The following is a 25,672-nucleotide window of genomic DNA, read 5'->3' as shown; positions in this document are numbered from 1 at the left end:
TAAGCGGAATTCACGGATATCGTTTCGAAGGAAGAAAGATAGAAAAATTACTTGAAAAGGATATGAATCGCCGATAGACGAAAAGGGGTGGATGCCCCCCGATCACAGAGGCGTCCCTGATGAAACCGAGGAGCAGACGCTCTGCTCCCGCAACAGATCAGGCACGAACACATGCTGAATGACACCCCGCGGGTCGCAGAGGCGTTTCTGGCTGGCGGCGTTCTTGAAGAGACGCTGGCCACGATCCGGAAAGACGCCCTCGAATATCGGGCCCTCAGACGGGTGCCCCAGACCATCATCGAGAAATTCCAGAAGATCGGCGTGTATCGCGCTCTTGTGGCGCAGCGTTTCGGGGGCCTCGAAGCAACGCCGATGGAATTTCTGGAACTGGTCGAAGCCATCGCGCAGGCTGATGCCTCGGCTGGCTGGGTCGCAAGTTTCGGCGTTTCGGCCACCTATCTCGCAGCGCTTCCCATTAGCACGCTCGAAACTCTTTATGCCAAAGACCCGGATGTGGTTTTTGCGGGTGCGATCTTTCCGCCCCAGAAGGCAAAAGTCGTCGATGGCGGTTTTATCGTCAACGGCCGGTGGCCCTATGCCAGTGGTTGCCCCGGCGCATCCCTTATCGGTGTCGGCATTGCCGTTGAAGGCGAGGAGGGCGGATTGCCCCGGACAGCCGTGATGCCCGCTTCCGCCGTGCGCATCGATGAGACGTGGAACACCATCGGTCTGGCCGCCACCGGCAGTCACGATGTGGTTGTGGAGGACGTATTCGTGCCAGCGGAATGGACCTTCATTCGTGGCGGCACGCCCAACCTCGACATGCCGATCTATTCTTATCCATCGCTCGGGCTTGCCGCTCAGGTGCTGACTGTCGTGGGCCTTGGATGTGCGCGGCGCGCCCTTGAGGAAGTCAAGCAGATGGCGGCAGGCCGTCGTTCCATCACTGGCGCACCGACCATGGCCGATCGGGCGCATGTGCAGCAGGTCGCCGGTGAGGCTGAGGCACAGCTTTCTGCCGCACGTTCTTTCTTCTATGAAACGACGCGGGACGTGTGGGGCAATCTCTGTGCAGGTCAGGTGATTTCCGAAGCGGAAGCCAATCGTGTGCGCCTTGCCGCAACAAACGGAGCGCAGACCGCTTTCGACGTCGCGCGGATGTGTTTCACGCTTGGTGGCATAGCGGCTGTCCAGACCGACCACATTCTTGGGCGCTGTTTCCAGGATTGTGCGGTGGTGGCGCAGCACGCCTTCATGGCGCGCGGAAATTACGAAGCAGCCGGCAAAGTCATGTTCGGCCGCGGTGGCCGCCCCGGTTATCCCTGATCAGCTGACGCTGTCACGACACCAGATCACGAAGAGCAAGGATCAGACAGATGGACATTCTTCCGGACCCGACCACTCTCGTAAACGAGGATAGCGCGGATGGTTCGATTTATAGCAACCCCGATCTGTTCGACATGGAAATGGATCGCATTTTCATGCACAACTGGATCTGGGTCGCTCACCGCAGCGATCTTCCCGAATCCGGCAACTACATCACGACGTTCATAGGGCAACACCCGGTCATCGTTTCACGTGACCGCAAGGGTGAAGTCCACGTCATGCTCAACCGGTGCCGTCATCGTGGCGCGACGGTGTGTGAGCACAAGAAAGGTAAGGCGGCCAGCTTCGTCTGCCCTTATCACGGCTGGGCCTATGGTCTCGACGGCGCTCTGCGTGGCGTTCCTTTTCAGGAAGGCTATACGGGTCAGCTCGACAAGAGCAATTATCCGCTCATCTCGCTGCGCGTCGAAGAATATAATGGCCTGATCTTTGCAAGCTTCGATCATGACATCATGTCGCTGGATGCGTGGCTCGGTCGCACAAAGCCATGGATCGACCTGTTCATGAAGCAGGGCGCAGGCTGGCCGATCAAAACCATGGGCGAACACAAGTTCACGTTCCCAGGTAACTGGAAAATTCAGCTCGAAAACACGACGGATGCTTATCACTTCCCGATCGTGCACAAATCCTTTTTGGATTCCGTGGACAGCGAGACGCAGAACACCTTCGATTTCGTGGAAGGCAATGGCTACGTCGAGGATCTCGGGCATGGTCACTCCGTCATGGTGATGATCCCCGATCTGGTCGATCTGGACGAGAACCTTGAAGCACCTATTCCCGAGCGTTTTCAGGAACTCGCTGACGAACTGGCGAAGGATTATCCGGACGAGCAGGTGCGTCGCATCGTGCGTGCCGTGGGTGGATCAGGCTTCAACCTGAACCTCTTCCCCAATCTGGCCTGTTCAATGGCCTTCTTCCGGGTGCTGCGCCCGCTAGCGGTCATGGAAACGGAAATCCGTCATGTCGCGATCGGCATGGATGGTGGTCCAGAGCTCGCAAACGAAATGCGCCTGCGTCTGCATGAGCATTTTCAGGGACCAATGGGCTTCGGGACACCGGATGATTCCGAGGCATGGGATCGTGTGCAGCGCGGCTCGCTGGCCGGGCGCGACATCTCGATCCTGCTCAATCGTGGTCTTGGCCATGAAGCGCAGCGTGAGGATGGAAACCTGTTCAGTGACGTAAGCGCGGAAACGGGTATGCGCGCAGCTTACAGGCAGTGGCTGGTCGATATGACAGGCAAAACCGTCAGAGCGGAGAACGGGGAATGAGCATTACCCTCAACGAAGCCATCGAGATGATCACACTTGAGGCCGACATGCTGGATCATGGCGACTTCAAGGAGTGGTTGTCGCTCTACACGCCCAACGGCATCTATGTGGTTCCGATCGATCCGGACACGGAAGAGTTCGAAAAGACTCTGAACTATGCCTATGACAATGCAGAAATGCGTGAAAAACGGGTCGAGCGTCTGCTGAGTGGTCGTGCCATTTCGGCAGCCCCACCAGCCAAAACGGTTCGCCTGCAGGCCCGCTATCGTATGCTGGAAAGCAATGCTGAGAGCTGCACGCTGCGATGTGCGCAGATGCTGACGGAGCTGCGTCAGGGACGTGAGCGTTACTACTCGGCCAATGTCACCTTCCGGCTGGTCCGCACCGATGGGGTGCTGAAGATCGATCGCAAGATCGTCCGTCTTCTGACCTCCACTGAAGCGCTTACGGCCGTGAGTTACATCCTTTGAAGCCCGTCGCCCTCGTCACAGGCGGAGCCAGAGGGCTGGGTGCCAGCATCGCGCGGCATCTGGCCTCCGAAGGCTATCGCGTCGCCATCGCCGACCTCGATGAGACGGCGGCATGTGCCATCGCGGCCGAGCTGGGTCCGGACTCCATGGGTGTGGCTCTGGATGTTTCATCGGAACAGGCCATGGAGACGGCGCTGGATGCGGTCGAGGCACGCCTCGGCCTCCCCTGGCTTCTGGTGAATAACGCCGCCGTCATGAAGGCGGAGAAGGTGCTGGACATCGACATCGCAACCTTCGATGCCATCATGGCTGTGAACCTGCGAGGCACCTTCCTCGGATGCCAGCGTTTCGCACGGCGTCTGCGGGCGCGGGACATCGGCGGACGCATCGTCAACATCGGCTCTCTGGCCGGTGAAAACGGTGGCACGGCAACGGGCGCGCATTATGCGGCTTCCAAGGGAGGCGTGCACACGCTGACCAAGGTATTTGCCCGCGATCTGGCGCCGCACGGCATCACAGTGAACGCCATTGCACCGGGTCCGCTCGACCTTCCTTCCGTGGCGGAAACCATCGGCGAGGAAAACGCCCGTCGTGCCATGGCCAGCCTGCCGACCGGACAGCCGGGTAGCCCCGTGACCGTTGCCCGGATGGTAGCGGAGCTTGCCCGTCCGGACGCCGGCTCCATCACGGGTTCCATCATCGACATCAACTGTGGGCTCTATATGCGATGAATGCCAGCACACCCTCGGGACAGACTCTGTCCGTCAAGGTAGGCACCGCCGAACATCTCGGTGATGTCCTCTCCTTTTCGCTGATCTCCGAAGACGGTTCTCCTCTTCCCGCATGGGAAGCCGGGGCGCATGTCGATCTGTTCCTGGGTGACGGTCTGGTAAGACAGTACTCCCTGTGCGGCGATCCAGCCGACCGGTCCTGTTACCGTCTTGCCGTGCTGCGTGAGGCTGCTTCGCGCGGCGGTTCGCAGGCGGTGCATGATCAGGTAAGCCCCGGTCAGGCGATGACCATCGGCCTGCCGCGCAACCTCTTCCCGCTGGCCCCGGAAGGTGAGCACACCATTCTGGTCGGCGGCGGAATTGGTGTCACACCGCTCATCGCGATGGCTTACGAACTGTACGACCGCAAGCGCGCCTTCACGCTTCATTACGTGGCGCGCAATCCGGTCTTCGCCACCCTTCTGGCCGAAATGCCGTTCGCAGATTCAGTGATCGTTCACGACCGCAGCAGCAAGGATACCGCCCGCTTCGATCTGGAGGCGGCTCTGAAGCCGACAGCGGCCAATGCAGTGGCGCATGTCTATACCTGCGGGCCGATCGGGCTGATGGATGCCGTGTTCGAAGCCGGACACAAGCTCGGCTATCCGGACAGCCTCCTTCACCGTGAAGCCTTTTCAGCCCAGCCTGTCACAGGCGGAGAGGGGTTCACCGTGCTGGCCGCCAAATCCGGCGTGCGCGTGGAGGTGGGCGCGGATGAGTCCATCGCCACCGCCCTTGGCAAGGCGGGCGTGAAGGTTACTCTGAGCTGCGAGCAGGGCATCTGCGGCACCTGCGTCGTCAGTGTGCTGGAAGGTGAAGCCGAACACCGCGACGAATACCTCACGGAAGATGAACGGACCGATCAGATCGCACTCTGCTGCTCGCGCTCCAAAACTCCCCTTCTGGTTGTCGATATCTGACATCGCCAACCCACCGTGCAATGCAGCCGTCATCGTGCCGATGGCGGCGTAAAGATGACGCGGGCAAGCGCCTGCATGGCTTGGAGAGACTAATGACCACCGTCACCCCTGATATTTTCCGTCGCGCCATGTCCCATTTTGCGACCGGTGTTGCCGTCGTGACGGCGCGTGGTACGGACGGTGACCGCGGCGCCACGATCAGCGCCCTGAGTTCGGTGTCCCTCGATCCTCTCACCCTTCTGGTGTGCCTGCACAACAAAAGCGCAACCTGTAGCGCCATTGAGGCAACCGGTCGTTTTGGCCTGAGCATTCTCAATAGCACGCAGCAGGACCTCGCTTTTCATTTCGCGGGCAAAGCTGATGGAAAATCCTTCGAGGAAAAATGCGAATGGCATGAGGATGGTCTGTTCTTTGTGCGTGATGCGCTTGTCCAGATCGGGGTCGAAGTCGTGGAAACCCTGCGTGGCGGCACGCACGAGATCTTTCTCGCCCGCCCCGTGAGCGTCACCATGCACACGGAAGAGTCCACGCTCCCGCTGCTGTATTTCAAGGGCGCCTTCGATCTCGCCGCCTGACCATCTTCCGATACTCATGAGGTGACACGTGACCAACTCCCCGATGGATACCGCGACTGCTCTCCTGAAGCGCATTGAGACCTGTGAAAGCACGGTCCGGGCCTTTACGACCTATGACCCGGTGCGTATCCGGACGGAGGCCGAGCAGGCACCCGAGGGGCCGCTGAACGGACTGAGTGTCGGGGTGAAGGACATCATCGATACGGTGGGATACACCACGGAGCATGGCTCCCCGATCTATGCGGGAAACCACAGTCGGGGCGATGCTGCCTGTGTGACCCAGCTCCGCAATGCCGGTGCGGTCTGCGTAGGTAAGACGGTCACGACCGAATTCGCCTTCTTCCGGGCTGGTCCAACCGTCAACCCGCATGATGTCACCCGCACACCGGGCGGCTCTTCCAGCGGGTCGGCGGCGGCAGTCGCGGCAGGCATGATCGATATCGGTCTCGCTTCCCAGACGGCGGCTTCCCTGACACGCCCCGCATCCTATTGCGGCACGGTCGGCTTCAAGCCGAGCTACGGACGTTACGCAGCGGCCGGCATCAAGAGTCTGGCGCCCTCGTTCGATACGCTGGGCACCATCACCCGCGATGTCGCCACTGCGGCCCGGGCTGACGCCGTCCTTAAGGGGCCAGTCGCCACAACGAGCCACCTCACACCCACGGTGCCGACACGCATCGCGCTGTGCCGCACGCCGCACTGGAACGAGGCCGGGGAAGGCACGCGCCATGCCGTGGAAGAGGCCGCTCGCCTGTTCGGGGCGCATGTAGAAGTCGTGGAGCTTGATCTGTCCGTTTTTTCGGATGCCGCCAGCCTGCATATCACGATCATGAGCTATGAAGCCTCGCAGGCTCTCGCGTGGGAATTCACGCAGCGGCGTGCGCAACTGAGCGAGCAGATCACCGGACTTCTGGAAGCAGGGCAGCGTATCGATTACGCCACCTATCGGAATGCGTTGGCACGTGCGGAAGAACTGCGGTCCCGCTTTGCTGCCCTTGTGCCGTCCGGGACGGCTGTTCTGGCCCCCGCCGCTCCCGATGTGGCTCCTCTCCTGTCCGAAGGCACGGGAAGCCCGCTCTTCAGCCGCCTGTGGACATTGTTGCGGCTCCCGACTGTCACCCTACCGGGCCTGACCGGTCTGCATGGCCTGCCGGTGGGTGTGCAGCTCCTCGCACCGCTTGGAGAGGATGAGACTCTGCTTGATCAGGCCGCCTGGGCCGAAACGGTGCTGCCCTCACGCCCTGTCCCTTCAGTGCATGTCTGACGCCCCGGATACGACAACGGAGATCGAAATGGTGGATAACGCATCGCTGGCAGGTCTGGTCGCCTCTCTTGAACGGCGTATCGCGGATCTGGAAGGAGAAGCGGCCGTGCGCCGTCTTCAGGCCCGCTACATGTTCCTGTGCGACACACCATGCCCGGAAATCGGGAATGTTGATGATGCTCAGCGGGTCGATCGGATCATGGATCTCTATACGGAAGACGCGATCTGGGAGGGTGTGGGAGAATACTACACCGGTCAGTTCGGACAATGCGTTGGCAAGGCCGCCATCCGTCGTCATTTCGAGAGCTTCTGGGGAGAGAAACGGGACCCGGCACTTTTGCTCAACGTGCATTACCTCACCTCCGAGCAGATCCACGTCCATGGAGACACGGCTGATGGACAATGGGTGCATTGTCAGCCGTGGATTTTCAGCGATGGCCGCTCCCTGCTGCGATCCAGTCGTCTCAACAATCTTTTCCGCAAGGAAGACGGTGTCTGGAAGATTGCACGGACACGCACGGAAAACGTCTTTATCGCACCACTGACCTCCGGCTGGGCCGAAAGCGTTCCGACGCGTTCGGTCCTGATGAACCCCTGATCGCCCGCCTGAACAAAGGAACATTCTCATGACCGATCCGAAATCTGCCGCTTCGGCCGAAATCGTTGAACTGCACGTGCTTCTTCAAAACTGGTTCTGTGGCGAAGGAACCAACGATCCGCAGGCACTTCTTGAGCATTTCACCCCTGATTTCCGCATGGTGGGGGCCGCAGGTCGTCCCATCGGGCGCGATGCCTTCGCGGGCGTACTTCCGTCACTGCACGGCTCACGCCCCGGTCTCGTGATGAAGATTCACGACGTGAACATTCAGGCCAGCCTTGGAAACAGTCTGCTTGTCACCTACCGCGAGGAGCAGACACAGGGCGATACCCGCACGGAACGCTGGTCCGGCGCTCTGTTCGTCCCCGACAGTACGGGTGAGAAACTGCTCTGGAACTACCTGCAGGAAACCTTCCTGCCCTGATAAACGCCTCTCCCTGTTCCGATGCGTAAGGCCGTGATCGGGGCAGGGAGAGACCAAAAAGCAGTGGGGCCAGAGACAGGTTGCCGACCCGAACATGCCACGCGATGGAGATACGGAATTCATGACGATTTTGAAATCATCAGTGCGAGGCATGGCCCTTCTCAATGACGGGGAGGTCAATCACGGGACCGGCTTCACGCAGGAGGAACGCCGCGACCTTGGTCTGGAAGGACTTCTGCCGTCGCAGGTTGAGACGCTGGATCGTCAGGTCGAGCGGTCACTGCGTCATGTGGAGGTCAAACCTGATGATCTCGAACGCTATATCTACCTGAACTCGCTGGTCGATCAGAACGAGACGCTGTTCTACAAGGTCCTGCGCTCAGATCCGGCCCGCTTCGTGCCGATTATCTACGCGCCCACTCTGGCGCGGGCCTGCAAACTGTTCAGCCATATCTATCGCCGTCCGCGCGGTATGTACATCACCCTCGAAATGCGCGGTCGCATCGCCGAAGTCCTGCGCAACTGGCCGGTGTCCGACGTGCGCACGATCTGCGTCACCACCGGAGGCCGTATCCTCGGGCTTGGCGATATCGGGGTGAACGGCATGGGCATCCCCATCGGCAAGTTGCAGCTCTACACGGTCTGCGGTTCGGTTCCGCCACGCTCGCTGCTTCCGATCCAGCTCGATATAGGCACCACCAACGCCGCCCTGCGCGCCGATCCGCTCTATCTGGGCCTCCGTCGCGAGCCGCCCCCGCAGGAAGAACTCGACGCCTTCGTGGAAGAGTTCGTCTCGGCCGTGCAGGAGGTTTTCCCCGCCTGCTGCCTGCATTTCGAGGACTGGAAGGGTACGGACGCGCTGCGCTACCTCGCGAAATATCGTGACCGCGTGCTGAGTTACAATGACGACATTCAGGGCACTGGCGCGGTGACACTGGCGGGGCTCTTCACAGCCATGAAGATCAGGGAGGAGACGCTCTCCGACCAGCGCTATCTGTTCCTCGGTGCCGGGTCTTCGGGGCTGGGAACGGCGGACATCCTGATCTCGGCGATGAAGCTTGAAGGACTGAGCGAGGAGGAGGCCTGTGCACGCATCACGCTGATGGACGTGGACGGCCTGCTGGAGTCCTCACGCACCGATCTGCTGCCGGAGCAGCGGCGTTTTGCGCGCGAAGCCGCTCCCACGAAGGATCTGCTGGCCACCATCCGCCGCGTGAAGCCCACGGTGCTGGTGGGTGTCTCGACCGTCGGGGGTGCCTTCAATGAGGCGGTCATCCGTGAGATGGCGACCCTGAACGAGCGTCCGATCATTTTCTCGCTGTCATTGCCGCAGACCAATGCCGAATGCACGGCCGAGCAGGCGTATCGGTGGTCAGACGGTCGGGCGCTGTTCGCTGGCGGCATCCAGTTCCCCAACGTGGAGCTGGACGGCAGGATTTTCTATCCGGGTCAGGCGAACAACTTCTACATCTTCCCTGGCCTCGCTCTTGCGGTCTATGCCACCCGCCCGAAGCTGATTACGGACGATCTGATCATCGAGACGGCACGCGCGCTGGCCGATCAGGTGAACGAGGTGACACGCGAGCGAGGTCGCCTTTTCCCGCCGCAGACCGACATCATCGACGTTTCCATGACCTCTGCCGTCAGGCTGGCCGATTTCATCTTCAGGAACGGCATGGCTCAGGTCGAACGGCCCGCGGACATCCGCACATGGATCGAAGCCCTTGCTTACAACCCTGATCTCCAGATGGATATCGCACCTTCTTCCTGACCGTAAAAAGCAGATCATCCGGCAGATGTCTGTCACATGGACAGCAGCCGATCACCACCGACATGGTGGCAAATGAAAAGGCGGATGCCCTCTTCAGCAGGAAAATAGCTGGAAAACAGGACGTTCCCGCTCTGCCTGGCTGGAGGACGTCGCGTCTGCTCCGGTCGTGCGGCCCCGGATACGCTTCACATAAAGATGCTTCACAGCCCCCTGCAAACAAGCTAGGGGGTTGAGCGATCCAGAAGAGGGCAGCCCGTGGTCAGAAGACGAAGCAGCAAGGTATGGCGCAGCGCAGACCCACGCGATCCCCTCTTTTCGGCGGAAGCCTCCCCCTTCTTTCATCTTGCCCGGCTGGTTGGTCTGTACCAGATGCGTATGGACGGGCACCTCAAGCGCGTCGGGATGGATGTCTCGCGCTGGCGTGTCCTGGCGATTCTGCATGAGCACGATCGTGCCCCGATAAGCCACATCGCGGATCTCGCCGTCATTCGTATCTCCACGATGACCAAACTGATCTACCGCATGGAGAGTGAAGACCTGATCAGCACGGCCGTTTCCGAGAGTGATGGTCGCGTGACCGAGGTTCAGTTGACCGATAAAGGGCGCCAGATCTTCGCAGATGTAAGGTCTATTGCCTCCCTCATCTTCGAGCGGGCATTCCATGACTTCGAAGATACTGAAATACAGAGTCTTCTGGTAGCGTCACGCAAGATCTATCATAATCTTTACTGATCGCGGTAAACGGTTCTGATCGCCTTTTTCTGATAATTCTGGGTTACATGCCCTCCACAGCGAGACGGCAGAAGGTCCTGAGAGATGAACGTCCCCGGATATGTTTTACTGATGCGCCGTATCCCCGTTTGGTGAGCCAGCGGTGGCGGGGCAGGGGAAGGACTGACATGACCGGCCCATGAGCCGACGTCATTTGACCACCATCACGCGAGAAAATGTGTAAAGCAGTCCGACCTGAGCGGTCTGCTCTGCTGACATAAAATAAGCTGAGACTGCATCCGCGGTCTCAGCCCTATGATCGGGTAGGGTATGTCCGTTTGGTGAGGGACGCGTTTTCTCACAGATGCGCCCCTCTTCCCGCACGAGAACCGTCGGCTGGTCAGACGGCGGGGTAGCCGGTTATACGCAGCCCTCATCACCTTTCCACAAGGGACCGCGTTCCTTGCGCAGCTTCCTGACCGCTGCATCAAACATCTTCTGGGCCGCACTGGAATGGGTCATCACGGATTGTGCATCTTCCGAGCAGCGCTGCCGGATCGTGTCAGGCAACACGATGTCAGCCCCCGGAATCATTCCTGTCTGGCACTGGATCTCGGCAGCACGCTGCACCACCCAGAGCAGAAAGAAGGTGCGTGCCACATCGCTTTCCCCAACGGCAATACCGTGGTTGCGGAGGACGAGGACATGTTTCTGTCCAAGACTGTCGAGCATGCGTGGCCGCTCGTCATCATAGAGCGTGATGCCTTCGAAATCATGATAGCCGACCCGGCCGAAAAGCTGCGCCCCATAGAAATTGTCGTAGCTGAAACCATCCTTTTTCATCGCGACAGCACAGACGGCATTCGTGTGGGTGTGAATGATACAGTGGATGTCATCCCGCGCGCTGTGAATGGAACCATGCAGAGCAAAGCCGGCCGGATTGGGCTTATCCTCGGCGTTGCTCAGTAACTGACCGTCCGCATCCACAACCAGCAGGTTGTCCGGTGTCACTTCATCGTAATTCAGTCCAAATGCGTTCACCAGATAACGCCGAGGCTCGCCGGGCAGTCGTACGGAAATATGATTGAAGATCATTTCCGTCCAGCCGTAATAATCGATCAGATGATAACACTCTGCGAGCTGGATACGCAGGCGTTTCTCTGCATTCTGCTGCTCAATGGACATGGAGTGTTCCTTTCGTATGTGTCGTGTTGCGTCTGGTCGAGGCATACCGCGTCAAACCCAGAAGGGTTTCGATCGTCGGCAGGGACACCCCTTTGTGTCGGCCCAGCGCGGTGATGACATCACCAAGCGCTGCCAGTTCCAGAGGGCGTCCTGCACGAAAGTCCTGCAGCATGGAGGTGGCGTGAGTCCCGCCCGCGCCGATGATCTCCATGCTTCTCGTGACCGGGAAAAGTCCTTCGATGGAACAGGCTTGTCCCAGCATCAGAATTTCCGACAGGCACTGAGTCACCAGTGGTCTGATCGCTGCATCTGTCACCAGCTCCTGAAGGGTGGTTTCGCAGAGAACCGACAGGAAGTTGGTCGCGACATTGAGCGACAGCTTGTTCCAGACCTCTGTTTTCATGTCAGAAGAAATCTGGAACAGCGCGTCCTTTTCGCCCAGCCAGCCCATGACGGTTCTGGCATGAGTGTTGGTTCCCCCAACAGCATCCCCGATCACGAAGCGCGAAGGGCCTTCGACAGACACTTCGCCGGGCTTTTCCACTCTTGCAAAAGCATAGGCCACACATCCCACGATGCTGGTCAGAGGCAGAGCGGACAGTCTGTTTTCGGGATCAAGGATACTGTTGACACTCGCGACGGCTTTAGATCCGATCCCGAGTTGGGGCAGCAACCACCACGGTGCGCCGTTGACCACGGGGATCACACATGTTTGGGGCCCCACAGCATGTTGGATCATCTGGACAAGATCCGGTAGATGATGAGCCTTCCCGGCAAGAAGAATGACGTCCTGAATCTCGTCCGGTGCACGGACATCCGCCGAAACACGGAACGTCGCCACCTGGCCGCCTTTTCGGCACGTCAGTCCGTTCTGCTGAAGCGTGCGGAGTGTCTCTCCGCGCGCAACCAGAGACAGATTTGCCGACCGTGAGGACAGGGAGGCTGCAAGCAGGCTCCCGATTGCCCCCATCCCCGCGATACAGATGCGCGGTTCACGCTTCATCTGGCCATCATCCATTCCGACAATGCCAGCGGAGATCTCAATAGTCCGATGCCAGTCATTCCACCTTTCCTCATGGGAATGCCAGCATCTTGTCGAGATAGACGAACAACGTGGCGCCCACCTCAAGGGCATTATGAGGATGCTCTCGGGTCATGGGGGCGTAATATGTGTTCGGGTTGATCACATATTGGAGGCTGGGTTCGAGCGCTACATTGGGAAAGAGAAAGGTGTGGGCGTGAACGTCAACCACGAGATGAGCAGCGTTGGGACGCTTGCCGTCTCCTCCGCTCAGCTTGTTTGCTTCCGCCAGAAACTGTTCCTCACGGGAGCCGAGTTTGGTCCAATGCAGCTGGATGCCGTAGCTGTCCAGCGGATGTGAGGCGAATGGAGCCTGCACGAAAGCTCCCAGATAGGCTTCGGCTTGTACTGGCGCATAGGTCTGGAAGCCGGAACCCGCGCCACCATACACGGCAAGAGCCATCCCATGCGGATTGCGTGAAGTGCCGTGGTCCTTGCGCCAGACATATTGCTGACCACTGAAGAAGATGCCCGACATTCCCGTATGCGTCTGGGCGGGTGAGCTTTTGTCATAGAGCTGCGACGTACCAGCCACCGTTTTGATCGGATCTGTGACGGTTGACGAATTGTAGAACCCGAGGAATTCGAACATCGACGGATAAGCCGTTTTGTCGAAGCCCCGATTGTAGCCCACTTCACCCACACCGGTAGCCCCGCTGGCACCCTGCGTGTCCCATTCCCATCCGTTCGTGAAATAGACGGTCTTATTCACTTCTGTTGCGGCAGCCTGAAAATACCACGACGGGGTGAAATGGTACACTATGTGTCCGGACCATGTAGCATAGACAAACGTACTGATACCGGCATCCTGGGACCACACATCCTTGAAGCAGGTCAGGATCTGGTTGCAGTTCGGGACAAGAAAATAACGTGATATGTTGGCGCGACCGCCCTCTATTTCGAGCTTGTTATTTAAAAGCTTCTGATCGAGTGTCAGTTCACTCAGATAGTTGCCCCGGAACAGATGAGGGGGCTGATACCCGACGATGCTGTCTCCCACCTGCTGCGACCAGTTGTTGTCGTTGTTGCGCAGGAAGAAGATATCCTCCCCGAAATTGATCTGTGCGCCCTTCCAGCCGAGAAGCTTTTCGAGATTGATCTGGGTCTGAATGACGCCCAGTGCATTCTGGAGGCGTGTGCCGGGCTTTACGCCACCGACAACATTGCTGACAAAATTGTCCAGAATCAGTGCATGGAACGTGATTCCGTGCTCTTTCAGGGGCGTGAGAACATCATGGAAAAACCCTTTCTTGGGCTTGTTCTCCTCCACGGCCACCGGAACCGCAGGCATGATCTTTGTGCTGATGTTGTTGGGGGCAGACATGGAATCACTGTCATCCATGATGCGTGCCTTGCCGTGCACGGTCAGATCCTGATGACGCAATTGTTCATTGGTGGCTGGTGAGGGCAGGGGGGGCTGCACCGGAGGGATCGAAGCCGACGTGCCGGTAATAGCCTTCAGTCGGGTTGACGAGACCGGCTCCTGCGCCACGGCTGCATGACTTTCAAGAACGAACATGAGACTGCAGACGGCAATGACGAAACTGGAAGCTCCGTGAGCTGTGAAGCGATGCTGCATGTAGGGAAAAGCTCCACGCGATGTTGTTATGACGGACGGGGACAGGGGTTTGGTTTCGATTTGGCAACGAGATAATCCAGAAATATCCGGAGAAACGCAGCTTTCAGGTATCTGGATTGAGATGAGCCGCTGTACGTGAAGGAAAAGCAGGCCGGTTCGTCATCGTCTTCCTCCAATTCGTCTCAGGCACAACTTCATTCTCATCTCGCAATGAGAGGCACGGCAGAGGGGTGTGCCTCGATGGTTCATTATAGGATCGTAATTAGAGGAAATTTCAACAGAAAAATCATCTATGTAGGAATTATATTATTTTCGTTTCGAGAATGCACAAAAAACGTGCGGGTATGTGCTTTTGGGTCGGTTTTTTGCTTCTTTCCCGTGCATTTCCCGTCGATCTATCGGGATGGAAATGATCGAATCATCGGTTGGAAAAAACTGAATAAACCGAATTAAATTAAAATAGTTGTTTTATAAAAAGAAGATATCTGAATATTTTACTGATTCCTTTAGCGGCTTTCCATGAAATCGGTTGACAGGGCGCTTTCGAATCTGGCCCATTGCGATGTAGCAATCATATCGTCGCAGAAACACTTCTGCATCCGTTACAAAACGCCATGTAGGCTCAATATCACATGAAATAGATCATTAAATTTATGGTGATAGATCGGGGCGATCGCATGGGGCGTACTATTGCGCCCGTTGGGTAGATCACATCGGGAGTGAGGCCATGCTCTGGGTATTGTGGTCTCTCAGGATTGGACCGTGTGCAAGAGGGCGCTGATGGGATCATCGGGTCGCCAGACAAGCTTTCCTTGCCTCATCACTTTCAACGCCATCCCATGCCCCCTTGAGGAATGCCCGTTGCAGGGGTGTGCATGCAGTTGAATCTTTTTTCCTTATTCTTCCTGACACACCATCAGGAAGTCCTGAATGCAATGACATGCGATCCGAAAGGCGCATGTCCCAGCAGTTGCGGAGCAACGAAATGACGCGCGTGAGGCAAATGAATACCATGTGCCTTTTCATGGTTGCCTATCTCCTGTCGTACATCGATCGACAGATTCTTGCATTGCTGATCGGTCCCATACAATCAGACCTTTTCCTGAGTGATACGCAGTTTGCCTGCCTCAATGGTCTGGCATTTTCGCTGCTGTACGCCATTCTTGGGTTCCCTCTCGCCAGCATGAGTGACCGGTATCCACGTCCACCCATCATCGTAGGGGGCGTGATCCTGTGGAGCCTTGCAACTATGGCCTGCGGTCTCTGCAACAGCTTCTGGTCACTTTTTCTATGCCGGGTAATCGTAGGCTTGGGAGAGGCAGCCCTCGCCCCCGCGGTCTACTCCTACATTGCGGATGTCGTGCCCCGTGAACGACTGGCTGGCACATTGGCGTTCTTCTTTCTGGGGTCTTTCCTCGGATCCGGATGTGCCTTCCTGTTTGGAGGCTGGTTGCTGGCATTCGTGCAGCACCACCATTTCGTCACCCTGCACGCCTGGCAGGTCTGTTTCATGGTGGTTGGGTTGCCCGGAATCTTGCTTGGCATCATCATAGCCCTGACGGTGCATGAGCCTTCATCCCGCAAAGTGCCCTTGAGACCTGTGCCAGTTTCAGTGGCGATTTCATTCTTCAGAAGCCACAGCACCTTCTTCAGTCTGCATATGCTTGGGTATACGCTCTTGGCTGTAACCCTCTTCTCCCTCTTCAGCTGGATGCCCGCACAGATGATGCGCGTCCATCATATGTCGCATACCGACCTGGGTTTGACCTTGGGGCTGATTGTTATCGTTGCAGGCTGCGGTGGGGCTTTCACAAGTGGACGTCTTATTGACATCCTGACGAAGCGCGGCATCTGGTATGCACCACAACTTGTGGCGAGTGGTGCTGCTTTTGCCGCCAGCATACCGCTTGTCATTAGCGTGACCACGATGGACACTCATCTGGCCATAGTCACTTTTTCCGTAGCCTTCTTCTTTGCATCTTTCCCCATGCCCCCATCAGCGACAGTTCTGCAAATTGCGGTGCCGGCCACCATGCGGGCGCGCTTTTCCGCTGCCATGCTGTTTTGCAACGCCATAGGCGGATTGTCGGGAGGGTCTCTTCTGATCGGCGCCCTGAATGACAAGGTGTTTCATTCGGCCGCGAGCATCGGCACATCTATTGCACTGGTTGCCGGTACAGCCAGTGTGCTGGGAGGAGTTCTGTTGCTGTTCTGTATCCCGTCTTACCGGATACTCTGCAATGGACCGGTCAAAATGGAACGGATCGTAGGTCTGCCAGCTGCGCAGGAAGGAGCTTGATAGACGGTTTCAGTATTTCGCCTGTTGGAAGAAGGCACCTCGCAAGAGGTGTTTTCGGTTGGTGCAGCACAGAAAACTTAGAGCTCCTTTCAAAACCCCTTGTAATCAGGTCCTGAACGAGGGGGGCTGCTGCATGGCCTCCTCTCTTGTTTCCGCTGAATTATGGGTGGTTATTGAACCGCTCCTGCCTGTTATCCCGCGCTCGAAAGGCGGATGACCAAGTATTTCCACCCGTTCTGCGTTGACGGGGGGGCGTGGTCGTTCTTCTGACCGGCATTCCATGAGAGATGCTCCCCCGCGAGATGAGATGCCGCTCCGGGATTACATGCTGGCGTCGCCTGCGAGACGGGCCTCAGGCGGGCGTATAGGACGATTTGCATCGTGCGATGTTGACCCGCCTCCATCAGGCCGACCGACTGGAGCCGGGCCTGCATGGATAGTGCATCCGTCGCGGCAAAAAGGGGGGTGAAACGACTGGTCCGAACCCCACATATCGCGGAAGACCGGGCACGAAGCGGCACATCGTCACGGATCGACTGGGTGTTCCGCTGACTGTCCTTCTATCCGGTGCCAATGGCCACGTCAGCCGGATGCTTGAGCCCCTTCTGGATGCGCGGCCTTCCATCCGGGGGAAGAAAGGACGACCGCGCCGCCGTCCCAGAAAGCTCCACGCCGATAAGGGCTATGACGATCGACGCTGCTGGCTGACATGCTCCAGTCGCGGGATCAGGAGCAGGATCGCCCGCAAAGGCATCGAAAGCAGCACCCATCTCGGAAAGCATCGCTGGGTCGTCGAATGCACCTGCGCATGGATACCCCGTTTCCGACGCCTCACCGTCCCCTACGAACGTAGAGCCGACATCCACCTCGCCTTCACAACCGATCGCAGGCTCGCTTATCTGCTTCAGAACCCTCACAACATGGTTTCGAAAGGTGCTCTTAGGGTACACCGGCGTACCACTAGTTCAGAACAACCGGCTTCCGTTCGGCACCGCCTTGTCGGGCTTCACCAGCACAACGCGCCCCTCAGCATCGGGGAAACCAAGCGTCAGAACTTCCGACATGAACGGACCAATCCGGCGGGACCCGAGATTAACAACGCACGCAACCTGGCACCCCGTCAGATCATCTGGTGCATACAGATCGGTTATCTGAGCGCTGGATTTTTTAACACCGATCTCAGGTCCGAGATCGATTTCCAACTTCCACGCGGGCTTGCGAGCCTCAGGAAAAGCCTCAACACTGAGGATTGTGCCAACACGCACATCCACGGCAAGAAAAGCATCAAAAGAGATCTGTTCCGACATAAATTTCTCCTGGTTCACCTTTACTCAGAAGGAGGATGAAACTCCGTTATCCCCCAAAAAGAGCCGCCATATAAAACCGTTCGCTCTCTTCGTCCGACGAAACAGAATGCACTCTTACACAGTTTCGTAATAGCCATAGACACGAGGCTGAAGATCCCGAACAGCCCGGCATCCTTCATCAATCGCGGTCTGCGCAATGCCAATTCCCGAAGAATCCGAATTCGCAATCGCGATGCGTCCGAATTTCTGCTTCGCAATAATCGTTGGTGACAGATCGTCTGGCCCAGTGTGGTCGAACAGTACATTCCGCCCCGTCGCAAAACCATGCGGCCAGCGATTGACCGTTATCGCCAGAATGTCACGCGCCGGATCAAAACCACCTCCCGCAAGGGCTCCAGCCGCCTGTTTCCTGACAGCCCGTTCAAACTGCGAGAAAGGGGCCTGAAGTAAACCGGCCCGGATCGCCCGGAACTGATCGTCCATCGCTGTGCCAGGAGGAGGCACAGCTCCATGCAACAACTCACTCATCATCGTCGGATTGGCCGCAATCCCGGAATTCGCAGCCGTCGCAAATGATACGATCACAGGCTGCGACGGATCGTGCACACCCTGAACGGACCCGACAGTGGAGTGTAACTCAGGAAGTATGCTGCCATAGAAAGCATTCGGACAGATAATGCCGCCGGTCTTCAGCTTCGCAAAAGCCTCCCAGTTACGAAAAAGTACATTCGTTGCCTGGTTGCAGGCCCGCACCGCCGTATGCAGCGCCGTCGCCTGAGAGCCCGGTATGTCAGGGCAGATATAAGGGATCATGTTGTTCATCCCCGCCATCACGACATTCTGCGCTTTGACTGACCAGCATTTCCCTCCCTGCATATAGGAAACCGCCACCTCCCGCCCGTCCGGCTCGAACTGATGAGGCTTCGGCCCCAGATGCCGCGCATTCACAACAATACTGCTGAGCCGGATGCGCGTCGGAGAACCTGTCCTGTCCAGTGTCCCGTAATCGACCCGCGCGCCCTCCACGCTCTCCCAGGATCCTGCCACCAGTGCATCGGGGATCAGCGAGCGGACAATCAGTCGCGCAATGTCTGAGTTGCCGGCGGGAAGAATGAAATCTTCAGCCTCTTCTTTGGGATTTTCAGGAGAGCCTTGCGGGATGGAGAGACCAAGACCTGCAAACCCGGGCTTGCCACGGAAAAGAGCAAGCCAGGCACTGGCCATATCATTGCCAAGGCACCAGACTCCCTGCGTGAAGGACAGAATCTCCGGAGAAAATTTCGCAACATCCAGCAGATAGGTCCGGTAGCTGATGGATCTGAGACGCTCAATTTTCTGATCGACTGTCAGACCGGGCAGATAATCAGTCGTTCCATGAGTCAGCCGAAAAATCTCTGATTGCAGGGCAGGTGGCAGAGGCGTTCGCGCGAGAAACTCATGCGTCGGCTTCATCAGATTGCCGTCTTGGACCAGAATATCCCGACCATAGACCGCCTCGTTGAAGAACACGCCGGGATGAAGACCAGCCGCTTTCGCGGCTCCGCTGTGCCGCTGTTTTCCGGCGCGCCAGTCTATGCCAAGAGCATCAATCAGACCGATTGCATCGCGCGTCCAGCTTCGGGGAGCCACCATATAGGCAGAGCCACCTGTCGCCACCAGCTTGCGACCGTTGAAGACAAACTCATTGCGTTTTGCATGGCCACCGAAATCATCGTGATTGTCGAGGACCAGAATCCGCGCCGATGGTCCAGCTGCCTGCCGATAATACCACGCCGCCGAAAGTCCGCTCAGACCTGCTCCGACCACCACCAGATCATAAGTCTCGCCTGTGCTGACCGGCACCGGCTGTGGTGCTCCGTCACGCAGGGCATGAGCTGCCTCAAACGCCCCCGGATGCATTCCGCGCATTCCAGTCCGCAAGGGGGGATAGTTATTGGAAACATCACTTTCCAGATGGGATGTTTCCTGAGCCATGGCACCAGACGTCATGGCAAGAGTCGCTCCCGCCGCTGCCACGCCCTGAATGAAATCGCGCCGGTTTATCGGCCGCGCCATGCCAAGGTCCCGGTCCTCTCCGCTCAGCACTGAGTGCCTGCGGTCTGAGGGGGGGGCGCTCAATGGATCAGATCCCACGGGTGATAGACCGCAACACTGGTCTTTCCTCCGGCCTGATAAGTAAAAGTCAGCGTCTTTCCATCGGGTGCGATCACGAGGCGTCCCGTCTCAAACACCACTCCGTTCTTCATTGCAACGAGATCCAGCGCGTGATCGGCTGTTTTCACAAGCCGCACCATCGCAAACGGTGTGGCGCCGTAAGGCCGCATATATTCAGGCCGGAAACTGCCATCGAAGGCGGACGTCCAGTTGCCGGACGTCAACGTGCCATTCGTTGTCATCGTCAGATAATCGACGAGCAGCATGCCCTGCTCCGTATAGTCGAAAATTCGATACTGCATGCGGGGTGCTTTCCCTTCCGGAAAGCGTGACTCCTCTGATGAGAGCTTCCAGGCTCCGATCAGCGAGGGAGGAATTTGCTCCCGCGCATCTCGACGGATCGCCGACGCATCAGGCACTGCGGCCTGAGCAGTAACAGCGAAAGAACAGGCAAGAATGAACACCATAATACTGAAAGATCGCACAGGCTAAACTCCCGGATAACGGATGCAACACCTGAAAATGGACCCCGCAGAAACGGACCTGCGGACAGACAAATCTGGAACTCTGCCCAGGTTCCGAAAGGTCAGAGACCTTTATAAACCAGAAGGTTTTGTGGAAGACCGGCGCATGAATATTCCTGCTTCCTGCCGGGGCCGGGCATAGCCCGAACCCGGCGGTCAGTCTCTTCGTGGTCTGGTATCACTGACAACAGATCAGAGGCCTTCAGCACATTCCCGCTTATGCGCCTCGGCAAGCTCCGCCATCGATGTGAACTGAAAATCAATACGGGGCATTGATCCGGGGTCCATCGTCGCGCCGAAACCCTGCTGGTCGTGACGGCGATAAATCCAGCAGGATGCGAGGCCGAACCCGTTTGCAGGCGAGTGATCGTGGAAAAGACTCTCGGCGGTATGAAGAATATCATCCTTCCCCAGCCCGAGATCCGCCAGATACTCCAGCATATACTCAAAATTACGCGGTGAAGGCTTATAAGAACCAACATCCTCTGCAGTATAAACGCCGTCGAATTCCACCTGTAGTCGTGTATTGCTGCCGGAAAAAGACCGGAAATCAACATTCGAGAGAATAACGAGTTTGAAATGCTGTTTCAGGTAGGCGAGTGCCTCGGCTGAATCTGGAAACGCTGGCCATGACGGCACGGATGCGCCATAATTCTCTGCCTCCGAAACCCCGCAGGCCACCCCCCATTCTTCCGCCAGACGTCGATAAACACTCGCAAGAATGGCAGGGTAGGGGCGCCCCGGCGTCCATTTTTGCTGACGGGATTCATAGCGCGCATGGGCCTGAAGAATCTCGTTCCGCGACAGGGGGCGGCTCACGCGATCCGTCAGGGGACGAAGTGCGTTAATGATACCGCTTTCCCAGTCGATCAGGGTGCCGTAGCAATCGAATGTCAGAACTTTAAACTGTGATAATTTCACGTGAACCTGCCGATTGTTCTGATGTCGGAACATAACGTTATGAGCAGTCGGGCGGTGTATTCTACTTTTTTTTCGATCATAGACGCTAAATTATGCCGTTGTGGGACACTTCGGCAGATGAATGAAACGTAGGGTGAGCATGAATGGATGAGGTTGTAAGCACAACTGGGACAGAAAATTTTTTGAGCAGAATTTCAGGGCGAACTATGCAAGCCTGCAGGCACCTCGGTCGCTAAAACACTCGATTATACCCTCGGTCCAGGATGAATATGCTTTTTGTCTGACATCGCTTCATCCTCACCGGATCACATGCGTGTAGCCGCATTTCTGACCGATCGGGGGTACCCAAATTGTCCACACAGGCGGCTGTCAAAGATAAAAGCCTCTCAATAAAACCAAGTGCTACTTTTCTGAGACCTATAGAGCAGATGGCCTCAGACGACGCGATAAGGGAGTTGCATGCGGTGGCGAGTAGCCAGTTGGGCAATAGGAACTGCCGGATATTCTCGTTCAATTCAGTTCAGTGCCGTGGGGCGAGACCGCAAGAAGACCGGCCTGAGATGGTGGGGTGGCTCCAGTATAGCTGTCGTATCCACCCGCGCGATCGCGCTGCAGGACAGCGTGGGGTCCCGCGTATACGCAGGGTGAGATAGATTCTCTCGATATGGAGTTGAATGCTCGCATGCCGTGAAATGGCAGCGCCAGAGCGGTGACACTCCGTTTTGAGGAGAGATCGTCCCCAACAGTATGTATTTTCGTTTTTGTCTGGGACGGTGGAGTAACTGTTGTTGCTATCTGCTTATGATTCAGAGGGATTTTCTACTGCAGGGCTGCATGATGCCTTGGAGGATTACAGAAGACACTGATGTAGCTGGGTGACGGGTGCATCCGACGTTACGGTGCGTTATCCAGAACTGTCACGATGGTAATTCGGCTTTCAGGGTTTGAAGAAATTCTCCATGATTTTTTGCGCAGACACACAGGATGTCTGCATCAGGCCTGAAGTCCGCGGTCACTCCCTCCAAACAGATGGCAGGGAGGCTGATACCGGGATATAAACACAAACCTCACGATGCTGGGCGTGCGAAGAACGCAAATACCCAACGGCTGAGTGATAGGCCTTACGCAACCGACCGCAACCCAGGCCCAGACGAACCGCTTCACGTTTGAACGCCGCCTTGGCAGCCTGTCCCACTTCCCAACTCCCTTCGGCGTGGAAAGTCAGGAATAAAACCGCGACACGGTCAGCCGGGAGGACACGGAAACGATCCCTGTTCGTGTCTCACTGCTCACGCACAGTCCAGACATGATCGCTCTACAGGGATTCAAACAGGCGCACGCCCGCCCGTTCACCGGCCTGAAGTGGCGGCAGGAGCGGCTGCAAGGCGACGGAGACGCGTTCGTTGCGGCCGCGCACGGTGCTGGGTGAATGTCCAAACATTGTCTTGAATTGTCGAGAGAAATGCGCGCAGTCGGAAAAACCCGTCTCGATGGCCACCTGCGTGATCGACAGTTCGCCCTGTGATAGCAGCGCCTGAGCATAACGCAGCCGGATCATCCGGTAAAACACGGCAGGACGAATGCCGAGCACCGACTGGAATAGGCGTTCGAGCTGACGGGAGGAAATTCCAAGCCGCTTGGAAACATCACTGATGGGCAGTGGATCAATCATGTTCTGCTCCATTTCCATCATCGCCCGACGCACACGCGGATCGACAACCCGGCCGATTTCCCCGCTGAGCGGCGGATGCGGCTGGAGAGAAGGCGTATCACCCCGGCGAGGCCGGTCGAGGAGCAGAATGTGGCTTGCTTTGCGGGCCAGAGGGCGGCTGAGATGTTTCTCGATCAGATGCAGCGCCAATTCCGCCGTCCCGCCACCGCCGGAACAGGTGATGCGGTCGCCATCCACCAGATACATTTCCTCGCTACAGACTTTCTGGTCGGGAAACTCTTCCATGAAATCCTGCCGGTGATACCAGCTCACACAGCAGGTGCGCCCCTCCATGACACCGGCGCGACAGAGGATGAACGCTCCCGTGCAGATCCCGATGAGCGGCACGCCAAGCCCATCAGCCTTCTGGAGATAGCGAAGAGTCACTTCATCAACCTGCCGTCGCCCGTGCAGGAGGCCACCGACAACGGCGATGTAATCGAAATCGGTGGGGGTGGTCAGGTCGGAGGTGCGGCTCACCGAAATACCGCAACTGGCGCGGATTGATTCCGGTCGGCTGTTCATGATCTGCCAGCTGCACAGGATCGGACGGCTCTTGTCTTCCTTGTCAGCCGCAAGCCGGAGATGGTCGATGAGCAGGGAAAACGCTGAAAGAGTGAAGTTTTCCGCAAGAATGATCCCAACGCGAAGACTGGGAGTCTCCGGCGGGCTCGACTGTCGTCGTTGCATCATGGCGCACCTCCAGTCGTTCTGAAACATGCGGAGGCGGTTTCCCGGTCGCGTGTCATTGTGTTTCTATAACGAAACGAAGGTGAGGCAAAACAGATTTTGAGGCGTGGTTGGAAACACCCAGAGACTATTTCAGAAACGACATACTTTAGGCTAAAAGCGACACCCGCTTCGTGGCAAGGCGTCGCCGTCTGGTCAGGTCGTAACCTGCCGCTCCCACTCAGGAAGATTATAGTAGTTTGAGATGCGCGCCACCTTGCCGTCGCTCACAGTAAAGAACGCACCGGCAGGCAGGAGATAGGTCTGACCGTTCGCTTCCGGCAGCCCGTCATCAGTCGAAAGATACTGACCGTGCACCATGAACTCGGCGGCGGCGCGCGTGCCGTCCTCGTTCACCATCACCACGATGTCGGCAATCGTCTCTTTGTAACAACGATCCATCCGCTCAAGAAACGTACGGAACGATGCCTTGCCCGTCTCCCTGCCGCCCTGATTGATGTCATGAGCAACATCCTCCGTAAGTAGCGCAAGGAAATCGTCTCGGTTTCCCGCATTGAATGTCGCGTAATAGGACTCGATCAGAGTCCGGGTCGCGGCCTGTGTCATGAATGCTCCTGAAACTCTTTTGCGTCCTCAGAAAACGGGAATCACTGATTATAGATAGGGAACTGCGTGCAGAGCGCCTTGACGCGCTCGTGGACAGCGTTCTCGACAGCCGCATCGCCCTCGCCGCCAGAGGCCGCCAGCGCGGTCAGCACTTCGTCGATCATCTCGCCGACCGCACGGAACTCCGCCTCGCGAAAACCACGCGCCGTCGCCGCCGGGCTGCCGAGACGAATGCCGGACGTGATCGCAGGCTTCTCCGGATCGAACGGCACGGCGTTCTTGTTCGCCGTGATACCCGCACGCTCCAGCGCCTTTTCCGCGATCTTGCCCGTCACCTTCTTCGGACGCAGATCGACCAGCAGCAGATGGCTGTCCGTGCCACCCGTCACGAGGTCGAAACCGCGCTCGACGAGCACTTCGCCCAGCACCTTCGCGTTCGCCGCGACAGCTTTCTGATACTCGGCGAACTCCGGCTGCAACGCCTCGCCGAACGCGACGGCCTTGGCAGCGATCACGTGCATCAGCGGTCCACCCTGTAGACCGGGGAACACGGCGGAGTTGATCTTTTTCGCCAGCACTTCGCTGTTGGTCAGGATCAGGCCGCCACGCGGACCGCGGAGAGTCTTGTGCGTCGTCGTGGTGACGATGTCGGCATGCGGGATCGGGCTCGGATAAAGACCAGCCGCTACCAGACCGGCGAAGTGCGCCATGTCCACCATCAGGAAAGCGCCGACCTCGTCAGCGATCTTGCGGAAACGAGCAAAATCGATGATCCGCGGATAGGCCGAGCTGCCGGCGACGATCAGCTTCGGCTTGTGCTCACGGGCGAGGGCTTCCATCTCGTCATAATCGAGATAGCCGTCCTGCTTGCGCACGCCATACTGCACGGCGTTGAACCACTTGCCGGAATAGTTCGGAGCCGCACCGTGCGTCAGGTGACCACCGGCGGCGAGGCTCATGCCCAGCACCGTGTCGCCCGGCGTCACGACGGCCATGAACGCCGCCTGGTTGGCGTTGGCGCCCGAATGCGGCTGCACGTTGGCAAAGCCCACGCTGAACATCTGTTTCGCGCGCTCGATGGCGAGAACTTCGACCTTGTCGACCTCGGAGCAGCCGCCATAGTAGCGACGGCCCGGATAGCCCTCGGCGTATTTGTTGGTCAGAACGCTGCCCTGAGCCTGCAGAACAGCCTCCGACACCATGTTCTCCGAGGCAATCAGCTCAATCCCGTCGCGCTGACGCTCAAACTCGCTCTCAATCGCAGAGAATACCTCCGGATCAATAACACTCAGCGGGGACTGGAAAAAACTCTTCAATGTATCTGCGCTCATGATTCTTACCGTGCCTCAGACCAGAGTTGGGAAGCCGGAAAGACAGGGCTTCATTCCCGTGCTCCCGGCATTTCATGAAATCATAAGGGAAAGACGCCGTGCGATACTTTCATATTTGCGACGT

The 25,672-nt window shown here is 57.7% G+C and carries 22 protein-coding genes and 1 pseudogene; 13 read left to right on the top strand and 10 right to left on the bottom strand.

Features of this window, described 5'->3' with window-relative positions; translation table 11 throughout:
- Positions 1–171 precede the first annotated feature (171 nt).
- The 11 genes from GOB81_RS01080 to GOB81_RS01030 all read left to right on the top strand — a co-directional run bounded on the left by GOB81_RS01080 (position 172) and on the right by GOB81_RS01030 (position 10,181).
- Positions 172–1,326: an acyl-CoA dehydrogenase family protein gene (locus tag GOB81_RS01080; protein WP_173568523.1), complete on the top strand. Its 1,155-nt coding sequence runs from the start codon at positions 172–174 to the stop codon at positions 1,324–1,326.
- A gap of 50 nt (positions 1,327–1,376) precedes the next feature.
- A complete protein-coding gene (locus GOB81_RS01075; protein ID WP_173568522.1) occupies positions 1,377–2,657 on the top strand; it encodes an aromatic ring-hydroxylating oxygenase subunit alpha in 1,281 nt (426 codons plus the stop codon).
- Positions 2,654–3,127 carry an aromatic-ring-hydroxylating dioxygenase subunit beta gene (locus GOB81_RS01070; RefSeq protein ID WP_173568521.1) on the top strand — a complete coding sequence of 158 codons (474 nt, stop codon included), beginning with the start codon at positions 2,654–2,656 and terminating at the stop codon, positions 3,125–3,127. The genes GOB81_RS01075 and GOB81_RS01070 overlap by 4 nt, the downstream gene beginning before the upstream one ends.
- A complete protein-coding gene (locus tag GOB81_RS01065) occupies positions 3,124–3,858 on the top strand; it encodes an SDR family NAD(P)-dependent oxidoreductase (protein ID WP_173568520.1) in 735 nt (244 codons plus the stop codon). The genes GOB81_RS01070 and GOB81_RS01065 overlap by 4 nt, the downstream gene beginning before the upstream one ends.
- On the top strand, positions 3,855–4,817 hold the full coding sequence (locus tag GOB81_RS01060; protein ID WP_173568519.1) for a PDR/VanB family oxidoreductase: 963 nt from the start codon (positions 3,855–3,857) through the stop codon (positions 4,815–4,817). Before GOB81_RS01065 ends, GOB81_RS01060 begins: the two co-directional genes overlap by 4 nt.
- A 92-nt stretch (positions 4,818–4,909) precedes the next feature.
- Positions 4,910–5,392 (top strand): flavin reductase family protein, encoded by a 483-nt coding sequence (locus GOB81_RS01055; protein ID WP_173568518.1) that lies wholly within the window; start codon positions 4,910–4,912, stop codon positions 5,390–5,392.
- A gap of 28 nt (positions 5,393–5,420) precedes the next feature.
- Positions 5,421–6,656 (top strand): amidase, encoded by a 1,236-nt coding sequence (locus GOB81_RS01050; protein ID WP_338421280.1) that lies wholly within the window; start codon positions 5,421–5,423, stop codon positions 6,654–6,656.
- Between the two features lie 28 nt (positions 6,657–6,684).
- Positions 6,685–7,254, top strand: a complete 570-nt coding sequence (locus tag GOB81_RS01045) for a nuclear transport factor 2 family protein (protein WP_173568517.1) — start codon at positions 6,685–6,687, stop codon at positions 7,252–7,254.
- A 28-nt stretch (positions 7,255–7,282) separates the two neighbouring features.
- Positions 7,283–7,678, top strand: coding sequence for a DUF4440 domain-containing protein (locus GOB81_RS01040; RefSeq protein WP_173568516.1), 396 nt, complete (start codon positions 7,283–7,285; stop codon positions 7,676–7,678).
- Between the two features lie 121 nt (positions 7,679–7,799).
- Entirely contained in the window at positions 7,800–9,449 is a 1,650-nt protein-coding gene (locus tag GOB81_RS01035; RefSeq protein ID WP_173568515.1) for an NAD-dependent malic enzyme, read from the top strand.
- 255 nt (positions 9,450–9,704) lie between these two features.
- Positions 9,705–10,181 carry a MarR family transcriptional regulator gene (locus GOB81_RS01030; protein WP_173568514.1) on the top strand — a complete coding sequence of 159 codons (477 nt, stop codon included), beginning with the start codon at positions 9,705–9,707 and terminating at the stop codon, positions 10,179–10,181.
- 399 nt (positions 10,182–10,580) lie between these two features.
- Here the strand turns inward: GOB81_RS01030 and GOB81_RS01025 are convergent, their stop codons facing one another.
- The 3 genes from GOB81_RS01025 to GOB81_RS01015 form a co-directional block, all read right to left on the bottom strand.
- Positions 10,581–11,345 carry a class II aldolase/adducin family protein gene (locus GOB81_RS01025; protein WP_173568513.1) on the bottom strand — a complete coding sequence of 255 codons (765 nt, stop codon included), beginning with the start codon at positions 11,343–11,345 and terminating at the stop codon, positions 10,581–10,583.
- Positions 11,335–12,348 (bottom strand): ketopantoate reductase family protein, encoded by a 1,014-nt coding sequence (locus GOB81_RS01020; protein WP_173568512.1) that lies wholly within the window; start codon positions 12,346–12,348, stop codon positions 11,335–11,337. The genes GOB81_RS01025 and GOB81_RS01020 overlap by 11 nt, the downstream gene beginning before the upstream one ends.
- Positions 12,349–12,418: 70 nt before the next feature.
- Entirely contained in the window at positions 12,419–14,005 is a 1,587-nt protein-coding gene (locus tag GOB81_RS01015) for a carbohydrate porin (RefSeq protein ID WP_242009963.1), read from the bottom strand.
- A gap of 1,003 nt (positions 14,006–15,008) precedes the next feature.
- Between GOB81_RS01015 and GOB81_RS01010 the strand changes: the two genes are divergently transcribed.
- Entirely contained in the window at positions 15,009–16,304 is a 1,296-nt protein-coding gene (locus tag GOB81_RS01010) for a spinster family MFS transporter (protein WP_242009962.1), read from the top strand.
- Between the two features lie 133 nt (positions 16,305–16,437).
- Positions 16,438–17,185 (top strand): annotated as a pseudogene (locus GOB81_RS01005) (IS5 family transposase); the annotation flags it as partial.
- An 84-nt stretch (positions 17,186–17,269) separates the two neighbouring features.
- Here GOB81_RS01005 and GOB81_RS01000 read toward each other — a convergent pair.
- The 7 genes from GOB81_RS01000 to glyA form a co-directional block, all read right to left on the bottom strand.
- Entirely contained in the window at positions 17,270–17,611 is a 342-nt protein-coding gene (locus tag GOB81_RS01000; RefSeq protein ID WP_173568511.1) for a tRNA-binding protein, read from the bottom strand.
- Positions 17,612–17,725: 114 nt separating this feature from the next.
- Positions 17,726–19,666, bottom strand: coding sequence for an NAD(P)-binding protein (locus GOB81_RS00995; protein ID WP_173568510.1), 1,941 nt, complete (start codon positions 19,664–19,666; stop codon positions 17,726–17,728).
- A gap of 59 nt (positions 19,667–19,725) precedes the next feature.
- Positions 19,726–20,067, bottom strand: a complete 342-nt coding sequence (locus GOB81_RS00990) for a hypothetical protein (RefSeq protein ID WP_173568509.1) — start codon at positions 20,065–20,067, stop codon at positions 19,726–19,728.
- Between the two features lie 414 nt (positions 20,068–20,481).
- On the bottom strand, positions 20,482–21,210 hold the full coding sequence (locus GOB81_RS00985; protein WP_173568508.1) for a haloacid dehalogenase type II: 729 nt from the start codon (positions 21,208–21,210) through the stop codon (positions 20,482–20,484).
- A 1,315-nt stretch (positions 21,211–22,525) separates the two neighbouring features.
- On the bottom strand, positions 22,526–23,614 hold the full coding sequence (locus tag GOB81_RS00980) for a GlxA family transcriptional regulator (protein ID WP_173568507.1): 1,089 nt from the start codon (positions 23,612–23,614) through the stop codon (positions 22,526–22,528).
- 192 nt (positions 23,615–23,806) lie between these two features.
- Positions 23,807–24,217: a ketosteroid isomerase-related protein gene (locus GOB81_RS00975; RefSeq protein ID WP_173568506.1), complete on the bottom strand. Its 411-nt coding sequence runs from the start codon at positions 24,215–24,217 to the stop codon at positions 23,807–23,809.
- Between the two features lie 41 nt (positions 24,218–24,258).
- Positions 24,259–25,548 (bottom strand): serine hydroxymethyltransferase, encoded by a 1,290-nt coding sequence (gene glyA / locus GOB81_RS00970; RefSeq protein WP_173568505.1) that lies wholly within the window; start codon positions 25,546–25,548, stop codon positions 24,259–24,261.
- Positions 25,549–25,672: the final 124 nt, after the last annotated feature.

This window comes from Acetobacter conturbans (genome assembly GCF_011516755.1).
Classification (GTDB): domain Bacteria; phylum Pseudomonadota; class Alphaproteobacteria; order Acetobacterales; family Acetobacteraceae; genus Acetobacter; species Acetobacter conturbans.
Note: the sequence above shows the minus strand (reverse complement) of the source record. Positions and strands in the feature narration are given on the sequence as shown.